The organism is Paraburkholderia silvatlantica (genome assembly GCF_003096715.1).
GTDB classification, from domain to species: domain Bacteria; phylum Pseudomonadota; class Gammaproteobacteria; order Burkholderiales; family Burkholderiaceae; genus Paraburkholderia; species Paraburkholderia silvatlantica.
In genome coordinates, this window is record NZ_QEOL01000043.1 from 14,955 (window position 1) to 35,334 (window position 20,380).

Genomic DNA, 20,380 nt, shown 5'->3' on the forward strand with positions numbered 1-20,380 from the left:
CGCAGCCATGGGTATCGAACGCGAAATCAAGCTCGCGCTGCCGCGCGACCAGGTGGACGCGGCCCTGCGTCTCTTCGAGACGCGCGCCGGCAAGCCGGGTCGCGCCATCAGGCTCGAAAACATCTACTTCGACACGCCGGCGCTTGCGCTCGCGCGCGCCAGGAGCGCGCTGCGCCTGCGCCGTGCGCCCGAGGGGTGGCTGCAGACGTTCAAGACGGTGGGCATGGCGCAAAACGGGCTGCACGCGCGCCACGAGTGGGAAATGCCAGTGGCGGGCGAAGCGCTCGAAATCGACAGGCTGCTGCACGAGTGCGATGAAGCCGGCGTTTCGACGGCGCTCTCGGACGCCGCCGCGGACCTGATCCCGCTCTTTCGCACCGACTTCACGCGCACGCTGTGGACGCTCGAAGTCGACGGCGCGCGAGTCGAAGCGGCCATCGATCAGGGCGAAGTCACCGCCGAAGTGAACGGCGAGACGCGGCGCACGCCTATCTGCGAAATCGAACTCGAACTGAAGTCGGGCGACGAAGCGGCCTTGCACTCGCTCGCGGCGGAACTCGCGCAGGCGCTGCCAGGCCTCGCACCGGACGACGTCAGCAAGGCCCAGCGCGGATACAGGCTGCGCGAAGGCTGAGAACGACGCGGCGCGGCTTCGGAGTGCCCGCGCCAATGCGCCCATCACCCGGGAAGAGCGCAAAAATGGCGCTGTTAGTTGCAACATGGGCACCGATGGCGTAAAAGGCCGCTCTACGGCGCTCGCGCCGGATTGAATCGGCGCGCAATTGCTGCGACACTTGCCGCCCATGACTTCCACGAAACGCCCGCGCGTCGCGATGCCGGTGCAAACCTCGCTGTTCGACGACGATCTGTCCGGCCCGCCGCAAGCCACGCTCGACGAGCCGCCGCCGCCCGAATTCGACCCGCGCCAGATCACGATTTTCTCGTTGTTCGAAGCCGACGAATTCCCGGCGCCCGAGCGCACGCACGCCGTTATGTCCGCCCCCGCCATGCCCCACGAACCCGCCAGGCCGCAAGCCGCCGTCGACACCACGCGCCTCGAAGACCAGTTCGACGCGCTGCCCGCCGCCTGGCGCGAGCTGCTCGCGCCGTTCATCGCGAGCGACGCCTACGCGCCGTTGTGCCGCTTCGTCGACGACGAGCGCGCCGCCGGCAAGACCGTCTATCCCGCCGACGTGTTCCGCGCGCTGCGCCTCACCTCGCCCGACGACGTAAAGGTCGTGATCCTCGGCCAGGACCCGTACCACGGCGAAGATCGAGGCACGCCGCAGGCGCACGGCCTGGCGTTCTCGGTGCCGCCCTCGGTGCGCCCGCCGCCTTCGCTGCGCAACATCTTCAAGGAGATCGCGGCGAGCCTCGGCATTCAGGCGCCGACGCACGGCTGTCTCGACGCCTGGGCGCGCCAGGGCGTGCTGCTGCTGAACACGGTGCTGACCGTCGAGCGCGCGAGCGCCGCGAGCCACGCGAAGCGCGGCTGGGAGCGCTGCACCGACACGCTGATCCAGCAACTCGCCGCGCGCCACGAGCACCTCGTGTTCATGCTGTGGGGTGCGCACGCGCAGAACAAGCGTGCGCTGCTCTCGGGTGCGCATTGCGTGCTGGAAGCGCCGCATCCGTCGCCGCTTTCCGCGCATCGCGGCTTTCTCGGCTGCGGGCATTTCGCGCAGGCCAACGACTATCTGCAGGCGCACGGCCGCCAGCCGATCGACTGGCGTTTGCCGGAGGAAGGCCTCGTGCTCGCCTGAACCGCCTGGGCGTCGCGACGCGACGCTCACATGAAAAACGCCACGAGATCGCTCTCGTGGCGTTTTTGCTTTTTACCGCCAAAAATCGCGCGCTTTACGCTGCTGCGATCGCCTCACGCGCGAGCGCGAGCGCTGCGCTTGCCGCGTCCGGGCCCATGTTCAGGCCTTCGGCGTAGATGAAGTTCACGTCGGTCATGCCGAGGAAGCCGAGGAACGACTTCAGGTACGGCGTCTGGCTGTCGTGCGCGGTGCCTTGATACTTGCCGCCGCGCGCCGAAACGACATACACCTTCTTGCCGTTCACAAGACCTTCGGGACCGTTCGCGGTGTAGCGGAACGTGATGCCGGCACGCGCGATCCAGTCGAAGTAGGTCTTGAGTTGCGACGAGATGCCGAAGTTGTACATCGGCGCACCGATCACGATGATGTCCGCTGCCTGCAGTTCCGCGATCAGCGCTTCGCTGCGTGCGGCGATGGCTTGCTGCTCCGGCGTGCGCTGCTCGGCCGGCGTGAAGAACGCGCCGAGCACGGCGTCGTCGAGGTGCGGCAGCGGATCGGCTTGCAGGTTACGCGTGACGACTTGCGCGCCCGGATTCGATTGTTGCAGCCTGGCCGTCAATTCGTTGACGAGCAGCGTCGACTGGGCGCCTTGCGAGCGGGCGGCGGAATTGATTTGCAGGATCGTGGTCATGGTGGCTCCTTCGGGTCTCGGTTGCGCAACGTTGCGCGAGTGAAGGCATTGTGTTTTTTTACCGCCCCCCGAAAAAGTAGTCCGCCGATGACGGATTGTTGCAACGATAGAACAATCGCAGGCATGAAAAAGCGGCGTGGGATCCATCGCCCCACGCCGCTTCTGGTGCCTCGTGCCGCCGAGCCCCGCCCAGCGGTCTATGCCGCCAGCCAGCGCTCGCGCAATGAGCGCGCGGGCGCACGCTTGTCCGAGGCGGCGAGCTTGTAGCGCGCGACTTCGGGCGCGTCGAGGGTCAGACGCGCCACGCGAAGCTCGTCGCGGCGGAACGCGTGGATTTCGACCTTCGTGCCCGGCTGGTAGCGCGCGAGCAGCGCGTCGAGATTCGAGCCCGTCACACGCAGGCCGTCGAGCGCAACGAGCGCGTCGCCAGCCGAAAGCCCAGCCTTCTGGGCCGCGCCACCTTCGTAGACCACGGCAAGCGTCGCTTCGGCGCCGCCGCGCAGCCGCGCGCCGAGCGACGGCTTCGCGCCGCGCTCGGGCTCCCCGTCGAGCGTCACGCCGAACGGCTCGAACAGCGCCGCGAGCGGCAGGTCGCGCGTGCCGCGCACGGCGTCGCCAAAGAGCGCGCCCAGTTCCACCCCCGTCGCCTCGGCAATCAGCGCTTCGACATCGTCCTCGCCCACGCCCACCGGCTTGCCGCGATAGAAGTCGCGCCCGTAGCGCTGCCACAGAAGGCGCATGACGTCGTCGAGCGACTTGCGGCCGTTCGTCTGCGCGCGAATCGCGAGGTCGAACGACAGTGCCACGAGCGAGCCCTTGGTGTAGTAGCTCACGATCGCATTCGATGCGTTCTCGTCCTGGCGGTAGTACTTCACCCACGCGTCGAACGAGCTTTCCGCGACGCTCTGCTTCAGGCGCCCCGCTCCGCGCAGCACACCGGCGATCGTCTTGCCGAGCAGACCGAAGTATTCGTCTGCGGAAATGAGACCGCTGCGCACGAGCATGAGATCGTCGTAGTACGACGTGAAGCCCTCGAACAGCCACAGCAGCGACGTATAGTCCTCGCGCGCGAGGTCATACGGCACGAACGCGGCCGGCTTGATGCGCTTCACGTTCCACGTGTGGAAGTATTCGTGGCTGCACAGGCCGAGATAGGTGCGATAGCCTTCCGACGTCTCCGGCTTGCCCTTCACCGGCAGGTCGGTGCGATTGCAGATCAGCGCCGTCGATGCGCGGTGCTCGAGCCCGCCGTAACCGTCGCTCACGGCCTGCGTCATGAACACGTAGCGCTCCATCGGCGCGCGCTTCGTGCGCGGCTCGAAAAGCGCGATCTGCGCCTCGCAGATTTTCTTCAGGTCGGCGGCGAGACGCTCGGTGTCGAGGCCGACCACGCGGCCCGCGATCACGATGTCGTGCGGCACGCCGTGCGCCTTGAAGCTCGCGAGCGTGAACTCGCCGAGCGTGACCGGGTGATCGATCAGCTCGTCGTAATTCGTGGCCGTGTACTCGCCGAAACCGTAACGCTTGGTGCCGCGCGCTTCCGTGAGCGCCGTGCCCACGCGCCAGTGGCGGTACGCGTGTCCGTCCGGACGCTGAATATCGACCGCGTGCTGCGCCTCCTCATGGCCGAGCGCCGCGAGAAACACGCTCGTGCCGTTGAAGAAGCCCACCGTGTCGTCGAGATGCGCCGCGCGCACCGACAGGTCCCACGCGTAGACCTCGTAGCGCAGCGTGAGCGCGCCCTTCACGGGCGCGGCCTGCCACGAATGCTTGTCGGTCTTCGTCACGCGCACCTTGCGGCCCGCGTCGCTGAAGGCGCGCAGCGTGACGATGTTGCGCGCGAACTCGCGCACCATGTAGCTGCCCGGAATCCACACGGGCAGCATGAAGCGTTGGCCGTCCGGCGCGGGGTCTTCCACGGTGAGCGTCACCTCGAACAGATGCGCGGCGGGATGCTTCGGGACGATGGTGTATCGGATCGGCTTCATCGGCGGGATCGGTGAGTAAGTCGGTCAGCAGACGCTGCCATGCAATTTCAGTATGCCCGGCAGACACAGCCGGAGAAAAAGCGCCGGAGAAAAAGCGCGGGACAAAAAGCGCCGGGCAAAAAAGCACCGGCCGCGAAAGCGGCCGGCGGGTTCGGGGGTGGCGTCAGTGAGCGCCGTTCAGTCCGCGTTCGAGCCGGTCGGCGCTGACTGCGCCCGGCAGGCGCGTGCCGTCGGCGAGGATCACGGTGGGCGTGCCGGTCACGTTCATCTTCTGGCCGAGCGCGAGATTGCTGTCGATGGCGGCCGTGTCGCACGTGCCGGCCGCCGTGGGCGCCTTGCGGTCCACCATCCACGACTCCCATGCCTTCGCGCGGTCGGACGAGCACCAGATCTGCCTGGCCTTCGCCGTCGAATCCGGCGAGAGCACCGGATACAGGAACGTGTAGACCGTCACGTTGTCCACGGACTTCAGCGTGTTTTCGAGCTGATGGCAGTACGGGCAGTTCGGGTCGGAGAACACGGCCATCTTGCGCTTGCCGTCGCCCTTCACGACTTTGACCGCGTTCTCGAGCGGCAGCTTCGCGAAATCGACCTTGTTGATTTCGTTCAGGCGCGCCTCGGTGAGATTGCGGTGCGCCTTGGTGTCGATGAGTTCGCCGTTGAGCACGTAGTCGCCGCTGGCGTCGCTGTAGACGATTTGCGTGCCGAGGTTGATCTCGTAAAGGCCCGGCATGGGCGCTTTGGTGATGCCCTTGATGTCGCTGGCGTCGATGCCGAGGCGCGTCTGCAGCGCCGACCTGATCTTGTCGGTGGTCTGGTCGGCCTGGGCCGAGCAGCCGAGCGCCGAGGTGGCTACCGCGATCACGAGCGCGGCGAATCGAATACGCGTTTGCATGGGATGCATTCCTGATTCGGGCGCGCCGCGCAGGGGCGATGCGCGCAGAGTTCCGTTGAATGGCCGGGGCGGCATGCGCTGCGGGCGCGGCCTATACGCCCATTCTAAGCTGCACCGGCCTCGAGCGACCGAAATGCCTGCCGGAGCAGGCGAGCCTGTCGATACTAGCCGAGCGCCGAGGCCACGAGCCAGCGCTTGAGCAGCGGCTGCGCGCCCACGAATGCCATACCGGTATTGCGCACCGCGCGCGCGAGCGTGCCAGGCAACGAGAAGAGCCGCTGCAGGCCGTCGGTGGCCACGACGAGCTTCTGGATGTCCTCGCGGCGGCCGCGTTCATAGCGGCGCAGCAGCACGATGTCGCCGAGATCGCGGAACGCCTCTTTCTTCGTGACGACGTCGACGAGCGCGGCGACGTCGCGCAAGCCGAGGTTCACGCCCTGGCCCGCAAGCGGGTGAATCAGATGCGCGGCGTCGCCGACCAGGGCGACGCGCGGCGCGACGAGCCGGTCGACGGTTTGCAGTGACAGAGGAAAGCCGCGCGCAGGCGTGACGCATTCGAGCACGCCCAACTGGCTTTGCGAGACGCGCTCGACTTCAGCGGCAAGCTGCGCCGGTTCGAGCTTGAGCAGTTCGTCGGCATGTTCGGTCTGTGCCGACCAGACGAGCGACACGTGCCGGTCCGGCAGCGGCAGCAAGGCGACGATCTCGCCCTCGCGGAACCACTGGTACGCCGTTTCGCCGTGCGGCTTTTCCGCGCGGAAATTGGCGACCACGCCGGTTTGCCGGTAATCGCGCCGCTCGACCGTCGAGCCGATCTGCGCACGCACCCACGAATGCGCGCCGTCCGCGCCGATCGCGAGGTCGGCTTCGATCGTGCGGCCATTGGCGAGGCCGATCACGGCCGCGTCGGGTTTCACGTCGAGCGTCTGTGCACGCGTGTCGATCCACGCGAGATTGGGCTGGAAGTGCAGCGCGGCGTCGAGCGCGCGCTCGACGACCGACGACTCGGCAATCCACGCAAGCTGGGCAACCGACGCCTGATAGGCCGAGAAGTGCAGTTCCGCCGCGGCGTCGCCGAACACGCGCATGTCGTAGACGGGCGTGAGGCGCGAAGCGTCGGCGGCCTGCCAGACCCGCAGCCGCTCGAACAGCGCCTGCGAGCTGCGCGAAAAGGCGTACACGCGCGCGTCGAACACGGCGCCCGCGGGCAGCGGCGCGCACGGCTGCGCGAGCAGCGCCACGCGCAGGCCGCTCTGGGTCAGCGCGAGCGCCGCCGACTTGCCGACGAGCCCGCCGCCGATCACGGCGACATCAAAGGTCTGGTTGCTTGCAGTCATGCGCGCATTATAGCCGCGGGTGCCTGTGCGGCCGGGCCGGACGGGCGCGGTGTTGCGGCGCAGCAAGACGTTGCGGGAAAACGGCCGGGGAGCGCGGCGACGCCTGCGGCTAACCCTCACCCGGACGAGGTTACAATTACGGTTTTCGTGACGCCCCGTCACGTCCCCCGACGTGCCACCTGCGCCGCCCCGCCCGCCGCTTGCGCTTTCGCGAGACGCCCGGCCCGGGCCTTCGCGCGCGGCGAGCCGCACGTCACCACCCTGACATGCAGAGATTTACATGAGCCTCCAATGCGGCATCGTCGGCTTGCCTAACGTCGGCAAGTCCACCCTCTTCAACGCGCTGACCAAGGCGGGCATCGCGGCCGAAAACTATCCGTTCTGCACGATCGAGCCCAACGTCGGCGTGGTGGAAGTGCCGGATCAGCGCCTGAAGGCGCTTTCCGAAATCGTCAAACCCGAACGCGTCGTGCCGGCCGTGGTCGAATTCGTCGACATCGCGGGTCTGGTCGCGGGCGCGAGCAAGGGCGAAGGCCTCGGCAACCAGTTCCTCGCGAACATCCGCGAAACGGATGCGATTACGCACGTCGTGCGCTGCTTCGAGGATGAAAACGTGATCCACGTCGCGGGCAGGATCGATCCGCTCGCCGACATCGAAGTCATCAATACCGAACTGGCGCTCGCCGACCTCGGCACCGTCGAGAAGGCGCTCACGCGCTACTCGAAGGCCGCCAGGTCGGGCAACGACAAGGAAGCCGCGAAGCTCGTGGCGGTGCTCGAAAAGGTGCGCGCGCAACTCGATCAGGCGAAGCCCGTGCGCGGGCTCGCGCTGAGCGAGGACGAGCAGGCGCTGATCAAGCCGTTCTGCCTCATCACCGCGAAGAAGACCATGTACGTCGCGAACGTGAAGGAAGACGGGTTCGAGAACAACCCGCATCTGGAAGCCGTGCGCCAGTACGCTGCAGCCGAAAATTCGCCGGTCGTGGCCGTGTGCGCCGCCATCGAAGCGGAAATCGCCGACCTCGAAGACGAAGACAAGATCGCGTTCCTCGCCGACATGGGCATGGACGAGCCGGGCCTCGACCGCGTGATCCGCGCGGGCTACAAGCTGCTCGGCCTGCAGACGTACTTCACGGCGGGCGTGAAGGAAGTGCGCGCGTGGACGATCCATGTCGGCGATACGGCCCCGCAAGCCGCGGGCGTGATCCACACCGACTTCGAGCGCGGCTTCATCCGCGCGCAGACCATCGCGTTCGACGACTTCATCCAGTACAAGGGCGAGACCGGTGCGAAGGAAGCCGGCAAGATGCGCGCCGAAGGCAAGGAATATGTCGTGCACGACGGCGACGTGATGAACTTCCTGTTCAACGTTTAAGCGACACCTTTTTCTTCCCGTTTCCAAAAGACACTCTCATGGCCCAATACGTCTTCACCATGAACCGGGTCGGCAAGATCGTGCCGCCCAAGCGCCAGATCCTGAAGGACATCTCGCTGTCGTTCTTCCCCGGCGCGAAGATCGGCCTGCTCGGCCTGAACGGCTCGGGCAAGTCCACGCTCATCAAGATCATGGCCGGCGTCGACAAGGACATCGAAGGCGAAGCCACGCCGATGCCGAATCTGAACATCGGCTACCTGCCGCAGGAGCCGCAGCTCGATCCGGAAAAGACCGTGCGCGAAGCGGTCGAGGAAGGTCTGGGCGACGTGTTCAACGCGCAGAAGAAGCTCGACGAGATCTACGCCGCCTACGCGGAACCGGACGCCGACTTCGACGCGCTGGCCGCCGAGCAGGCGAAGTATGAAGCAATCCTCGCGACGACCGACGGCAGCGCGGAACAGCAGATCGAAATCGCCGCCGACGCACTGCGCCTGCCGGCCTGGGATGCGAAGATCGGCAATCTCTCGGGCGGTGAAAAGCGCCGCGTCGCGCTGTGCAAGCTGCTGCTCGAAAAGCCCGACATGCTGCTGCTCGACGAGCCGACCAACCACCTCGACGCCGAATCGGTCGAGTGGCTCGAGCAGTTCCTCACACGCTTCCCGGGCACCGTGGTCGCCGTGACCCACGACCGCTACTTCCTCGACAACGCCGCCGAGTGGATTCTCGAACTCGACCGCGGCCACGGCATTCCCTGGAAGGGCAACTACTCCAGCTGGCTCGACCAGAAGGAAGAGCGCCTGAAGCAGGAAGAAGCGTCGGAATCCGCTCGCCAGAAGGCGATCAAGAAGGAGCTGGAGTGGGTGCGCCAGAACCCGAAGGGCCGCCAGGCGAAGTCGAAGGCGCGTATCGCGCGCTTCGAGGAACTGTCGAGCTCGGAATACCAGAAGCGCAATGAAACGCAGGAAATCTTCATTCCGGCGGGCGAGCGTCTGGGCAACGAAGTCATCGAGTTCAAGAACGTCAGCAAGTCTTATGGCGATCGTCTGCTCATCGACAACCTGAGCTTCAAGATTCCCGCAGGCGCGATCGTCGGCATCATCGGGCCGAACGGCGCCGGCAAATCCACGTTGTTCCGCATGCTCACGGGCAAGGAGCAGCCGGATTCGGGCGAAATCGTGCAGGGCCCGACCGTCAAGCTCGCTTACGTGGACCAGAGCCGCGACGCGCTGGCCGCCGACAAGACGGTGTTCGAAGAGATCTCGGGCGGCGCGGACGTGCTGACCGTGGGCAAGTACGAAACGCCGTCGCGCGCGTATATCGGCCGCTTCAACTTCAAGGGCGGCGATCAGCAGAAGATCGTCGGCAACCTCTCGGGTGGCGAGCGTGGCCGTCTGCATCTGGCCAAGACGCTGATCTCGGGCGGCAACGTCCTGCTGCTCGACGAACCGTCTAACGATCTGGACGTCGAAACGCTGCGCGCACTCGAAGACGCCCTGCTCGAATTCGCGGGCTCGGTGATGGTGATTTCGCACGATCGCTGGTTCCTCGACCGTATCGCCACCCACATCCTCGCGTTCGAAGGCGACTCGCAGGTCACGTTCTTCGACGGCAACTACCAGGAGTACGAGGCCGACAAGATCAAGCGTCTCGGCGAGGAAGCCGCACGTCCGAAGCGTCTGCGCTACAAGCCGATCAGCCGCTAGGCAGGCGGGATCGATAGCAAACAACGGCGGCCCGCGGGCCGCCGTTGTCGTTCTGGCATTTGCCCGGCAGCGCGCGCGGCATGGCGGTTGCTCGAAAGCCGCTACGTTCAGGGTCACCTGGGGCCTGATCGGGCCCTGCTCCCGCGAGGAATTCCGTATGGCGATGCCGCTGCGCAACCGTGTTCCCCTCATCGTGGCGAGCGTCGTCGCGCTGCTCGCGCTCGCGGCGCTCGGCACGCTCTATGCGCTGCAGCGCGAGGCGAAGACGTACGTGGAGCGCGCACTCGCGCCTGTCGGCATGGCCGCGAGCGTAAAAGTGGCGTTCAATCTCTCATCCGTCGAACTCACCGACGTGCGCCTGAAGCCGCCGCCCAACTGGCCCGCCGCCGACACGCTGCGCGCCGCGCGCATCACGATCACGCCCGATTTGCGCGCGCTGATCTCGCACCGCGTGCATGTTCGCGACGTCACCGTGAGCGATTTCACGATGACGGTGCTGCGCCGGGAAAGCGGCTCGATCCTGCTCCTGCCGAATCTGCGCGAAGCGATGGAGCAAGGCGCCGCGCCCAGGAGCGGCACGCAGGGCGCAAGCAACCTGCCGCAGGAAAAGATCATCGACCATATCGGCTTCGAAAACGGCACATTCGACTTTTACGACCGGTCGATCAGCAATCCGCCATGGCGCGTCACGGTGAACCGCGCGCAGGCGAGCGTCGACAATGTCCAGTTGCCTGCGCTCACGGAGCCCACTCGCGTTTCGGTCACCGGCAACGTCGTCGGTCCGGAGCACACGGGACGCGTCGCGTTCGACGGCTGGATCCAGATCGCGAGCAAGGACTCGCAACTCCACACGACGCTGCGCGGCGTGGATGTGCGCACGATCGATCCCTATCTGCTCAGAAAGGCCGGCGCGAAGGCCAATGTAACGGGCGGCACGCTCGACCTCGACCTCGCCTCGACCGTACGCGGCTATCACCTGCACGCGCCGGGCTCGGTCACGCTGCGCAACCTGCAACTCGCGGAAAGCGGCGACGCGGTGGACACCTTCCTGTCGATCCCGACGCGCGCCGCCGTGGCCGCATTGAAGGCGCGCAAGGGCGAGATCACGCTGCATTTCGTGCTCGACGGCAACCTGCGCGACCCGAAGTTCAAGCTCAACGAAAACCTGATGACGGAGCTGCGCGCAGGGTTTGCGCAGGCGCTCGGCGTGAGCGCGGAAGGTGTGGCGAAGGGCGCCGGGCAAACCGCGAAGGGTATCGCCGACGCGCTGCGCAGTTTGCTGCAGCCGGTGGCGCCGGCGCCCGCTTCGAAGTAGCGCGCGGAGCGCCGACTGAGCCTGCCTGGTTGAGCCTGCCTGGTTGAGTCTGCCTGGTTGAGTCTGCGTGGTTGAGCCTGGTTGAGCCTGGTTAGACCGGCAGGCCGAGTTCGCGCAGCTTCGCGTCGGTGGCGGCGTTGCTCGTGTGGTGCACGCCATGCCAGCCGAGTGCCGTGGCCGCTTCGGCGTTGTGCGCGTTGTCGTCGATGAAAACGAGTTCTTCCGGCCTCACGCCCGGCAACTGTGCCTCGATGCGGCGGAACATCTCGTGGAAGATCGCCGGATCGGGCTTCACGAGCTTCACGTGGCCCGAGACGACGATATCGCGGCAGCGCCGCAGGATGCCGAAGCGCTCCCACGCCCACGGAAACGTCTCGGCCGACCAGTTCGTGAGTCCGAAGATCGGCATACCCGCCGCCTCGAGGCGCTCGAACGTCGCCACACCGCCGGCGAGCAAGCCGCCGATCATCTCGTGCCAGCGCTCGTAGAACGCGCGAATGAGCGCTTCGTGCCCGGGAAACGCCGCGACGAGTTCCTCCGTGCCCACGGCGATGGGCTCGCCGCCGTCCTGGCGGATCACCCAGTCCATCTTGCAGACGTGCGTGAGAAACCAGCGGCGCTCGTCGTCGTTGGAAATCAGCTTGCGATAGAGATACTCGGGACTCCAGTCCACGAGCACCCCGCCGAAATCGAACACCACTGCCTTGATCGTCATGCGCGTCTCGCTCCGCTTGATCGCTATCGGGATGCCGGGGAAATCAGATCGGCTGCGTGCGCTTTTCGAGCCACGCGAGCGCATCGCCGCTCACTTGCGGCGCCACGCGCACGCGCACCGTCTGGTGGTACGCATTGAGCCACTCGCGCTCGTCCGCGCGCAGGAGCGCGAGATCGACGCAGCGCGTGTCGATCGGGCAGAGCGTGAGCGTCTCGAAGCTGAGGAACTCGCCGAATTCGGTGGTTTCGTCGCGCTGGTTGAACACCAGATTCTCGATACGCACGCCCCACTTGCCCGGCCGGTAGATGCCCGGCTCGACCGAGGTGATCATGCCTTCTTCCATCGCGGTCCAGGGTTCGGCCGGCGCATAGTGCGAAATGACCTGCGGACCTTCGTGCACGTTCAGGAAGTAGCCCACGCCGTGGCCCGTGCCGTGGCCGTAATCGGCGCCCGCTTCCCAGATCGGCGCGCGCGCAATGGCGTCGAGCATCGGCGAGCGGATGCCGCGCGGGAACTTCGCGCGCGAGAGCGCCATCATGCCTTTGAGCACGAGCGTGAAGTCGCGCTTTTGCTCCGCACTCGGCGTGCCCACGGGGACGACGCGCGTGATGTCGGTGGTGCCGTCGAGGTACTGGCCGCCCGAGTCGATGAGCAGCAGCCCATTGCCCTCGATCACGCTATGCGACTCGGGCGTGGCGCGGTAGTGCGGCATGGCGCCGTTCGCGTTGAAGCCCGCGATGGTCGAGAACGAGAGCGACTTGAAGCCCGCACGTCGCGCACGCGCGGCGGAAAGCTTTTCGTCGATGGTCAGCTCGGTGATCCTCTCGCGGCCAAGCGCCGCCTCGAACCACGCGAAGAACTCGGCAAGCGCCGCCCCGTCCTGCTCCATGGTCGCGCGCACGTGGCCGGCTTCGGCGGCGGTTTTGCGCGACTTGAAGAACGTGCTCGGATTCACCGACTCCACGAGCTTGACCGCCGACGACACCGCCTGCAGCAGCCCGTACGTCACGCGGCGCGGATCGACGAGCAGCGCGGCCTTCGCGGGCAACGCCGCGAGTGCGGCGGCGGCCTCTGCATACGGCGCGACGCGCACCTTGTCTTTCGCGAGCGACTGCACGAGCGCCTCGCTCACCTTGCCGTCGGCGACGAAGAGCGTCGCGTCGTCCGGCCCGATCAGCGCGTGCGCGACGAACACCGGGTTGTAGTTCACGTCCGCCCCGCGCAGGTTAAAGAGCCAGGCGAGGTCGTCGAGCGTGGAGATGAAGTGCCACTGCGCGCCCTTCTCCCGCATCGCGCGGCGCACCTGGTCGAGCTTGCCGGTGCGGCTCGTGTCGGCGTGCGGCGCAACGTGCTCGTACACGGGCTCGAGCGGCAGCGACGGGCGGCCTTGCCAGACGTCGTCGAGCAGATCGAGGTCCGTGCGCAGTGCGACGTCGCGCGCCTTGAGCGCCTCGGCCAGCGCGCGCGCCGAGGCGACGCCGAGCACGGCGCCATCCACGGCCACTGCGCCGCCCGCGCTCACGTTCTGCGCGAGCCAGTCGATGTGCGGCGCACTCTGCTGGCCGCCCATCATCTTCATGAGCTCGATGCCGGTGCCGCTCAGTTGCTGCTCGGCCTGCACCCAGTAGCGGCTGTCCACCCACACGCCCGCGAAGTCCTTCGTCACCACGAGCGTGCCCACCGAGCCGGTGAAGCCCGAAAGCCACTCGCGCCCCTGCCAGCGGCGCGGCAGGTACTCGGACAGATGCGGATCGGCGGAAGGCACGAGGGTGGCATCCACGCCGGCGCGCGTCATCGCGGCGCGCAGGGCGGCAATGCGTTCGGGAATCGAGGAGGTTTCGGGGAGTCGGGCGTTCATGTTTTCACCTGCGAAGAATTCGAAGCGGAAGATCTGGGTTCGGCCAAAGGCGGCGCCACGGGGGGCGGGCAGCGCGCGACTAGCTGCGCCGCGCGCGCAGCGCGACGCACACGCCCACGAAACCGAGCGCGAGCGCCGTGCAAAGCGGCCACTGGAGCAACTCGCCATCGTGGAAGAGACCGGTCGCACTGCCCGCCGCGTTCGCGAGCGCCGCGCCGAGCACGCCGGCCACGACCGCCGGCGCGAGTCCGTGACGTGCGGCGCGGCGCAAGGGATGGAGCCACCACCCCGCACAGCCCACCGCCAAACCGAGAATGACGATACCGGCCCAGCCCATTAAAGACTTGTCCTATAGGTTTTCGGATTAGCCCGCCAGGACCGCCGAAGCACGAGAGCCAGCATGGGTAGCCTGATTAGTCTCTATTCAAACTGGAAAACGGTCGGCTCGGCGCTTCCCGCGTAGCGGTTGAGTGTAGGGGGCGGGATTGCACAAGGCAAGCGCATCCAGGCGGCTTCCACGCACTTCCCGCTTGGCGCACAACCGCCCGAAACCGGGTGGAATCTGGACCGCGACGTTCGGTCGCGCACCCTCGACACGCACGCTTGCGGCTGCGCAGCAAATTGCAGCCCGGGCCCGAGCATGGCTGGCGTTCGACTACCTTGTACGGCTTTGGCTACCCGCTCGAATGGCTCCCCTATCACCCACCGGAGTGTCGGACTCTGTCGGCGCGAATGTCGGATGCAAGGAAAAGTTATAATATCCGCCTAAATCTCGCCCCCATGGTATGCAGCTTCTAACGATCGGAATCAATCACCACACCGCGCCCGTCGCCTTGCGCGAACGCGTGGCGTTTCCGCTCGAACAGATCAAGCCCGCGCTCGCGCTGTTCAAGGAAGCGTGGTCCGGCAAGCGCTCGCTGAGCGCGCCGGAAGCCGCCATTCTCTCCACCTGCAACCGCACCGAGCTCTACTGCGCGACCGACGCGCAAAGCTCGCGCGACGCCGCCGTGAGCTGGCTTTCGCACTACCACGGCCTCCGCGAAGAGGAGCTTGCGCCGCACGTCTATACGCTGCCGCAGTCCGAAGCGGTGCGTCATGCGTTCCGGGTGGCATCGGGGCTCGATTCGATGGTGCTGGGCGAGACGCAGATCGTCGGCCAGATGAAGACCGCGGTACGCACCGCGACTGAGGCCGGCGCGCTCGGCACCTATTTGAACCAGTTGTTCCAGCGCACCTTCGCCGTGGCGAAGGAAGTGCGCAGCACGACCGAAATCGGCGCGCAGTCGGTTTCGATGGCCGCCGCCGCCGTGCGCCTCGCGCAGCGTATCTTCGACAAGATCGCCAACCAGCGCGTGCTCTTCATCGGCGCGGGCGAGATGATCGAGCTGTGCGCCGCGCACTTCGCCGCGCAGCAGCCGCGCGAGCTCGTGGTCGCCAACCGCACCGCCGAGCGCGGGCGCTACGTTGCGGAACGCTTCGGCGGCCGCTCCATTGCGCTCTCCGATCTGCCCGCGCGCATGCACGAATTCGACATCGTCGTCTCGTGCACGGCGTCCACGCTGCCTATCATCGGTCTCGGCGCGGTGGAGCGCGCGGTGAAGGCGCGCCGTCACCGCCCCATTTTCATGGTCGACCTCGCGGTGCCCCGCGACATCGAGCCCGAAGTCGCCCAGCTCGAAGACGTCTTCCTCTATACCGTCGACGATCTCGGCACGATCGTGCGCGAAGGCAATGCCTCGCGCCAGGCCGCCGTCGCGCAGGCCGAGACGATCATCGAGTCGCGCGTGGCGAACTTCATGCAGTGGCTCGACTCGCGCAGCATCGTGCCGGTCATCCGCCACATGCATACCCAGGCCGACGCGCTGCGGCGCGCCGAGCTCGAACGCGCCCGCAAGATGCTCGCGCGCGGAGACGACCCGTCGGCCGTGCTCGAAGCGCTGTCGCAATCGCTCACCAACAAGCTGATCCACGGCCCGACGCATGCGCTCAACACGTCGAGCGGCGATCAGCGCGACTCGCTCATCGAACTGATGGGCGGCTTTTACCGCCACGGCCAGCCGTCGAAAGTAGACGCCGCCGCGCAGGCCGCGGCGGACGTCAGTGCGTCGCCGCGCTCAGCCGGCACTTCCGATTCGTCCAACTCGTCCAACTCGTCCAACTCGTCCGATTCGTCCGATTCGTCCGGTAATTCGGACCGTTAGCGACGTTCGCGCTCGGGCGCGCGCCATGCGTGCCCTGCACGACCGGGCCGCACGCCCGCTTCTTCTCTCTCGCAGTCCTATCCGGAGCCCGCTCCGCACCGCCCGATGAAAACGAGCATGCAATCGAAGCTCGACCAGCTGACTACGCGCCTGGCCGAGCTGAACGACCTGTTGAGCCGTCCCGAAGTGACCTCGAACCGCGACCAGTACCGCAAGCTCACGCGCGAGCATGCGGAACTGGGGCCCGTGGTCGAGCACTACGGGCAGTGGCGTCAGGCCAAAGACGACGAGGCCGCGGCGAAAGACCTGCTCTCCGACGCCTCGATGCGCGACTTCGCCGAAGAAGAGGTCAAAGCCGCGCGCGAGCGCATGGCGCAGCTGCAGCATGAATTGCAGATGATGCTGCTGCCAAAGGATCCCAACGACGACCGCAACGTTTTCCTCGAAATCCGCGCGGGCACGGGTGGCGACGAGTCGGCCCTGTTCGCGGGCGACCTGCTGCGCATGTACCTGCGCTACGCGGAGCGCAACCGCTGGCAGACCGAGATGATGTCGGCGAGCGAGTCGGATCTGGGCGGCTACAAGGAAGTGATCGTGCGCATTGCAGGCGAGGCGGCATACTCGAAGCTCAAGTTCGAGTCGGGCGGCCACCGCGTGCAGCGCGTGCCCGCCACTGAAACGCAGGGCCGCATCCACACGTCGGCCTGCACGGTCGCGGTGATGCCGGAAGCCGACGAAATCGGCGAAGTGGAGATCAATCCCGCCGACCTGCGCATCGACACCTTCCGTGCCTCGGGCGCGGGCGGCCAACACATCAACAAGACCGATTCGGCCGTGCGCGTGACGCACCTTCCGACCGGCATCGTCGTGGAGTGCCAGGACGACCGCTCGCAGCACAAGAACAAGGACCGTGCGCTCAAGGTGCTCGCCGCGCGCATCAAGGACAAGCAGTACCAGGAGCAGCACGCCAGGGAAGCGGCCACGCGCAAGAGCCTCGTGGGCTCGGGCGACCGCTCGGAGCGCATCCGCACTTACAACTTCCCGCAGGGGCGGCTCACCGATCACCGCATCAATCTCACGCTCTATCGCCTCGAAGCGATCATGGATGGCGACCTCGACGAACTGATCGGCGCGCTCGTCTCCGAGCACCAGGCCGAGCAGCTCGCTTCGCTCGGCGACGCGGATTGAGCACGCATTCGACATGAGCGAAGCCCTCACCGCCGAGGCGCTGCTGCGCGCCACGCCGCTACCCGCGCTCGAAGCGCGCATTCTGCTGATGTACGTGCTCGGCTGGCGCCGCACCGAACTCATCACGCGCGGCGACGAGGCGCTCGACGCAGCCCGCGTAGACGCCTACCGTGCGCTCGAAGCGCGCCGCGTGCGTGGCGAGCCGATCGCGCAGCTCGTGGGCGCGCGCGAGTTCTACGGCCTCGACTTCGACGTGACGCCCGACGTGCTGATTCCGCGCCCCGATACCGAACTGCTCGTGGAAACCGCGCTCGCGGCACTCGAAGGCATCGCCCAGCCGCGCGTGCTCGACCTCGGCACCGGCAGCGGCGCGATTGCCGTGGCGATCGCCTCGGCACGGCCCGATGCGCGCGTCTGGGCCGTCGATCGCTCAGCGGCCGCGCTCGAGGTGGCTGCGCGCAACGCCGCGAAGCTGCTCGACGCGCAGCGCCCCGGCGGCCCGCTCGCGTTCGTGGCGGGCAGCTGGTACGACACGCTCGATGCGGCGCTGCGATTCGAGGCGATCGTGAGCAATCCGCCGTATATCGCGAGCGGCGATCCGCATCTGGAACAGGGCGACTTGCGCTTCGAGCCGCGCGGCGCGCTCACCGACGAAGCCGACGGCCTCGCCGCTTTGCGCGCAATCGTCGCGGGCGCCCCTGCCCGGCTCGCACCGGGCGGCGTGCTCTGGATGGAGCACGGCTACGACCAGGCGGCCGCCGTCCGGGCGTTGCTCGAAGACGCCGGTTTCAAGGACGTGCGCTCCGAGCGCGATCTGGCCGGGATCGAGCGCATCGGCGGCGGCTGCCTGCCTCAGCCGGCCGGCCAGGAGCGCTCCCGGTAACGCCGGGCTCGCACGGGCGAAATCCGCTATCATTTCATCCTGCATTCCAACGTATTCAGCATCAATTCAATCGCAAGGTCAGTCATGGACACCCAACAACGCATCAAGCAGATCGTCGACGAAAACGCCGTCGTCCTCTTCATGAAGGGCAACGCGCAGTTCCCGATGTGCGGCTTCTCCGGTCGCGCGGTGCAGATCCTGAAAGCCTGCGGCGTCGATCAGTTCAAGACCGTCAACGTGCTCGAGGACGACGCGGTCCGCCAGGGCATCAAGGAATTCTCGAACTGGCCGACCATCCCGCAGCTCTACGTGAAGGGCGAGTTCGTCGGCGGCTCGGACATCATGATGGAGATGTACCAGAACGGCGAACTGCAGCAGCTTTTCGCCGCGGCGTAATCGCCGGTTACGGGACGGCATCGGGCGCACGACGGTGCGCCTGTTCCGTACCGGGCGCCCGGTACGTTAGGCCGGCGCTTTTTCACGAGGCGCCTTCGCTTCGAACTCCCCCCGCCTTCCGCTCCGACCCCCGCCTGACGTGAATACCGCCTTCCCCGCTCCGCCCACCATCGCACAACTGCCGCAACGCCGGCTGATCGTCGCGATCACCGGGGCCACGGGCGCGATCTACGGCGTGCGCACGCTCGACCTGCTGCGGCGGCTCGGCGGCGTCGAAACGCATCTGCTCGTCTCCGCAGCGGGCTGGCTCAACATCCAGCACGAACTGCAGTTGAGCAAGGACGATCTGCACGCACGCGCCGATGTCGTGCATTCCGTGCGCGACGTCGGCGCGACCATCGCTTCGGGCTCGTTCGCGACCGACGGCATGATCGTCGCGCCCTGCTCGATGAAGACGCTCGCGAGCGTCGCCCACGGTCTCTCCGACAACCTGATCGCGCGCGCCGCCGACGTCACGCTCAAGGAGCGCCGCCGTCTCGTGCTGCTCGTGCGCGAAACGCCGTTCAATCTCGCGCATCTGCGCAACATGACGGCCGTGACCGAAATGGGCGGCGTGATCTTCCCGCCGCTGCCGGCCTTCTACAACCAGCCGGCTTCGATCGACGAGATGGTCGATCATACGGTCGCGCGCGTGCTCGACCTGTTCGCGCTCGGACCCGCGCTCTCGCCCGCCTGGCCGGGGCTGCGCGGCACCGACGAATAAGTGCCGGGCGCACAGTCACGCGCCGCGCCGATTATCAATATCGGCGACACAATCAATTCCCTTTCGCCCCGTTTAATTCAAGACGGTAGGGTCTTATATTGATCGCAATACGATACTTTCGGGCCGCCCCGGCGCGGCCCGCCGACGATCATGACCACCCGCACGCCTACCCTTTTCCTTTCGCACGGCGCTCCCACGCTGCCGATCGACCCATCGCTGCCTTCCGGCGGCTTCACCGTGCTTTCGGAGCATTTGCCGCGTCCGCAGTCGGTGCTCATGCTCTCGGCGCATTGGGGCACGATGCGCCCCGCAGTGAGCACCGCCACGCAGCCTGAGACGATCCACGACTTCTACGGCTTTCCGCGCGCGCTTTACGAAATCCAGTACCCCGCGCCGGGTGCGCCGAAAATGGCGCAGCGCGCAGCGGCGCTGCTGCGCGAGCAAGGCGTTCCCGTCGATGAAGAGGCGCATGGCCTCGACCACGGCGCATGGGTGCCCATGCTGCTGATGTTCCCCGACGCGGACGTGCCCGTCGCCCAGCTTTCGATCCAGCCGCGCGCCAACGCCGCCCATCACTTCGCGCTTGGCCGTGCGCTACGCTCGCTGCGCGACGAAGGTGTGATGGTGATCGGCTCGGGCCAGATCACGCATAACCTGCGCGAGGCCGACTTCTCGGCGCGTCCGGAGGACGCCGATCCGCGCGTGGCCGAGTTCACGCAATGGTTCGAGAATCACCTCGCCGCGCGCGACATCGACGCGTTGCTCGACTACCGCCAGCGCGCCCCGCATGCGGTGCTCATGCACCCGACCGACGAGCACCTGCTGCCCGTCTTCGCGGCGCTCGGCGCAGCCGACGACGACTACACGCTCGGTGTGCAGTCGCTTGGCACCTACCAGCGCGCGCTCGCGATGACGAACTACGTGTTCGGCAGCGCGGTGCAGTAACGCCGCAGCGAACGGCCACACTGGCTCCGCCTTGGCGCAAAAGGCAAGAAAGCCCGCCTGAATTGCTTCAGGCGGGCTTTGTGTTTTGTACGACGCGAGTTGACGCTTGGTGCGGCGCTTAGTGCCGCTTGGTGCCGCTTGGTGCCGCTTGGTGCCGCTTAGTGCGTTAGTGCGCGCCGATGCCTTCGAGCACCTCGTCGTGCTCTTCGCGTTCCGCGAGGTACGGCGAGCGGTAGCCCGAATTCACGCCCCAGTAATAGAACACGAGTGAGACCAGCGCGACGACCAGCATGTCCCAGCCGTAGGGAAGCAGACCGCTGCCGCCGAACTGCCTGCTGCCGACGAGCGAAAGGAGCGCCATGAT

The 20,380-nt window shown here is 66.8% G+C and carries 17 protein-coding genes and 2 pseudogenes; 11 read left to right on the forward strand and 8 right to left on the reverse strand.

Annotation, left to right across the window (positions count from 1 at the left end; all coding sequences use genetic code 11):
- The first annotated feature begins 7 nt into the window (after positions 1-7).
- Together C7411_RS35455 and C7411_RS35460 are read left to right on the forward strand one after the other, a co-directional pair.
- A complete protein-coding gene (locus tag C7411_RS35455) occupies positions 8-634 on the forward strand; it encodes a CYTH domain-containing protein (RefSeq protein WP_110388799.1) in 627 nt (208 codons plus the stop codon).
- A gap of 169 nt (positions 635-803) precedes the next feature.
- Positions 804-1,763, forward strand: coding sequence for a uracil-DNA glycosylase (locus C7411_RS35460; RefSeq protein ID WP_110388800.1), 960 nt, complete (start codon positions 804-806; stop codon positions 1,761-1,763).
- Positions 1,764-1,857: 94 nt separating this feature from the next.
- On the opposite strand, the gene C7411_RS35465 is transcribed toward C7411_RS35460, so the two are convergent.
- The 4 genes from C7411_RS35465 to C7411_RS35480 form a co-directional block, all read right to left on the reverse strand.
- Entirely contained in the window at positions 1,858-2,454 is a 597-nt protein-coding gene (locus tag C7411_RS35465; protein WP_110388801.1) for an FMN-dependent NADH-azoreductase, read from the reverse strand.
- A gap of 197 nt (positions 2,455-2,651) precedes the next feature.
- Entirely contained in the window at positions 2,652-4,442 is a 1,791-nt protein-coding gene (locus C7411_RS35470) for a M61 family metallopeptidase (RefSeq protein WP_110388802.1), read from the reverse strand.
- Between the two features lie 163 nt (positions 4,443-4,605).
- Entirely contained in the window at positions 4,606-5,337 is a 732-nt protein-coding gene (locus tag C7411_RS35475) for a DsbC family protein (protein ID WP_110388803.1), read from the reverse strand.
- Between the two features lie 164 nt (positions 5,338-5,501).
- The gene (locus C7411_RS35480; protein WP_110388814.1) at positions 5,502-6,674 is read right to left on the reverse strand and encodes a UbiH/UbiF family hydroxylase; all 1,173 of its coding nucleotides are present in this window, start codon (positions 6,672-6,674) and stop codon (positions 5,502-5,504) included.
- 280 nt (positions 6,675-6,954) lie between these two features.
- Between C7411_RS35480 and ychF the strand changes: the two genes are divergently transcribed.
- The 3 genes from ychF to C7411_RS35495 all read left to right on the forward strand — a co-directional run bounded on the left by ychF (position 6,955) and on the right by C7411_RS35495 (position 11,067).
- Entirely contained in the window at positions 6,955-8,049 is a 1,095-nt protein-coding gene (gene ychF / locus C7411_RS35485) for a redox-regulated ATPase YchF (RefSeq protein ID WP_110388804.1), read from the forward strand.
- Positions 8,050-8,087: 38 nt separating this feature from the next.
- Positions 8,088-9,752: an energy-dependent translational throttle protein EttA gene (ettA, locus tag C7411_RS35490; protein ID WP_110388805.1), complete on the forward strand. Its 1,665-nt coding sequence runs from the start codon at positions 8,088-8,090 to the stop codon at positions 9,750-9,752.
- Between the two features lie 157 nt (positions 9,753-9,909).
- The gene (locus C7411_RS35495) at positions 9,910-11,067 is read left to right on the forward strand and encodes a DUF748 domain-containing protein (RefSeq protein ID WP_110388806.1); all 1,158 of its coding nucleotides are present in this window, start codon (positions 9,910-9,912) and stop codon (positions 11,065-11,067) included.
- 91 nt (positions 11,068-11,158) lie between these two features.
- On the opposite strand, the gene C7411_RS35500 is transcribed toward C7411_RS35495, so the two are convergent.
- The 3 genes from C7411_RS35500 to C7411_RS35510 form a co-directional block, all read right to left on the reverse strand.
- The gene (locus C7411_RS35500) at positions 11,159-11,782 is read right to left on the reverse strand and encodes an HAD family hydrolase (RefSeq protein ID WP_110388807.1); all 624 of its coding nucleotides are present in this window, start codon (positions 11,780-11,782) and stop codon (positions 11,159-11,161) included.
- Between the two features lie 43 nt (positions 11,783-11,825).
- A complete protein-coding gene (locus C7411_RS35505; RefSeq protein WP_110388808.1) occupies positions 11,826-13,640 on the reverse strand; it encodes an aminopeptidase P family protein in 1,815 nt (604 codons plus the stop codon).
- Between the two features lie 79 nt (positions 13,641-13,719).
- Positions 13,720-13,977: a hypothetical protein gene (locus tag C7411_RS35510; RefSeq protein WP_110388809.1), complete on the reverse strand. Its 258-nt coding sequence runs from the start codon at positions 13,975-13,977 to the stop codon at positions 13,720-13,722.
- Between the two features lie 448 nt (positions 13,978-14,425).
- Between C7411_RS35510 and hemA the strand changes: the two are divergent.
- The 6 genes and pseudogenes from hemA to C7411_RS35540 form a co-directional block, all read left to right on the forward strand.
- Positions 14,426-15,703: pseudogene (hemA, locus tag C7411_RS35515) on the forward strand (glutamyl-tRNA reductase); the annotation flags it as partial.
- A gap of 243 nt (positions 15,704-15,946) precedes the next feature.
- Positions 15,947-17,029 (forward strand): peptide chain release factor 1, encoded by a 1,083-nt coding sequence (prfA, locus tag C7411_RS35520; RefSeq protein WP_110388811.1) that lies wholly within the window; start codon positions 15,947-15,949, stop codon positions 17,027-17,029.
- A 13-nt stretch (positions 17,030-17,042) separates the two neighbouring features.
- On the forward strand, positions 17,043-17,912 hold the full coding sequence (gene prmC / locus C7411_RS35525) for a peptide chain release factor N(5)-glutamine methyltransferase (protein WP_110388812.1): 870 nt from the start codon (positions 17,043-17,045) through the stop codon (positions 17,910-17,912).
- A gap of 84 nt (positions 17,913-17,996) precedes the next feature.
- On the forward strand, positions 17,997-18,308 hold the full coding sequence (gene grxD / locus C7411_RS35530; RefSeq protein ID WP_028208749.1) for a Grx4 family monothiol glutaredoxin: 312 nt from the start codon (positions 17,997-17,999) through the stop codon (positions 18,306-18,308).
- Positions 18,309-18,447: 139 nt separating this feature from the next.
- Positions 18,448-19,071 (forward strand): UbiX family flavin prenyltransferase, encoded by a 624-nt coding sequence (locus C7411_RS35535; RefSeq protein WP_243413458.1) that lies wholly within the window; start codon positions 18,448-18,450, stop codon positions 19,069-19,071.
- Between the two features lie 150 nt (positions 19,072-19,221).
- Positions 19,222-20,016 carry a DODA-type extradiol aromatic ring-opening family dioxygenase gene (locus C7411_RS35540; protein WP_110388813.1) on the forward strand — a complete coding sequence of 265 codons (795 nt, stop codon included), beginning with the start codon at positions 19,222-19,224 and terminating at the stop codon, positions 20,014-20,016.
- A 166-nt stretch (positions 20,017-20,182) separates the two neighbouring features.
- Here the strand turns inward: C7411_RS35540 and C7411_RS35545 are convergent.
- Positions 20,183-20,380, reverse strand: a pseudogene (locus tag C7411_RS35545) (amino acid:proton symporter); the annotation flags it as partial.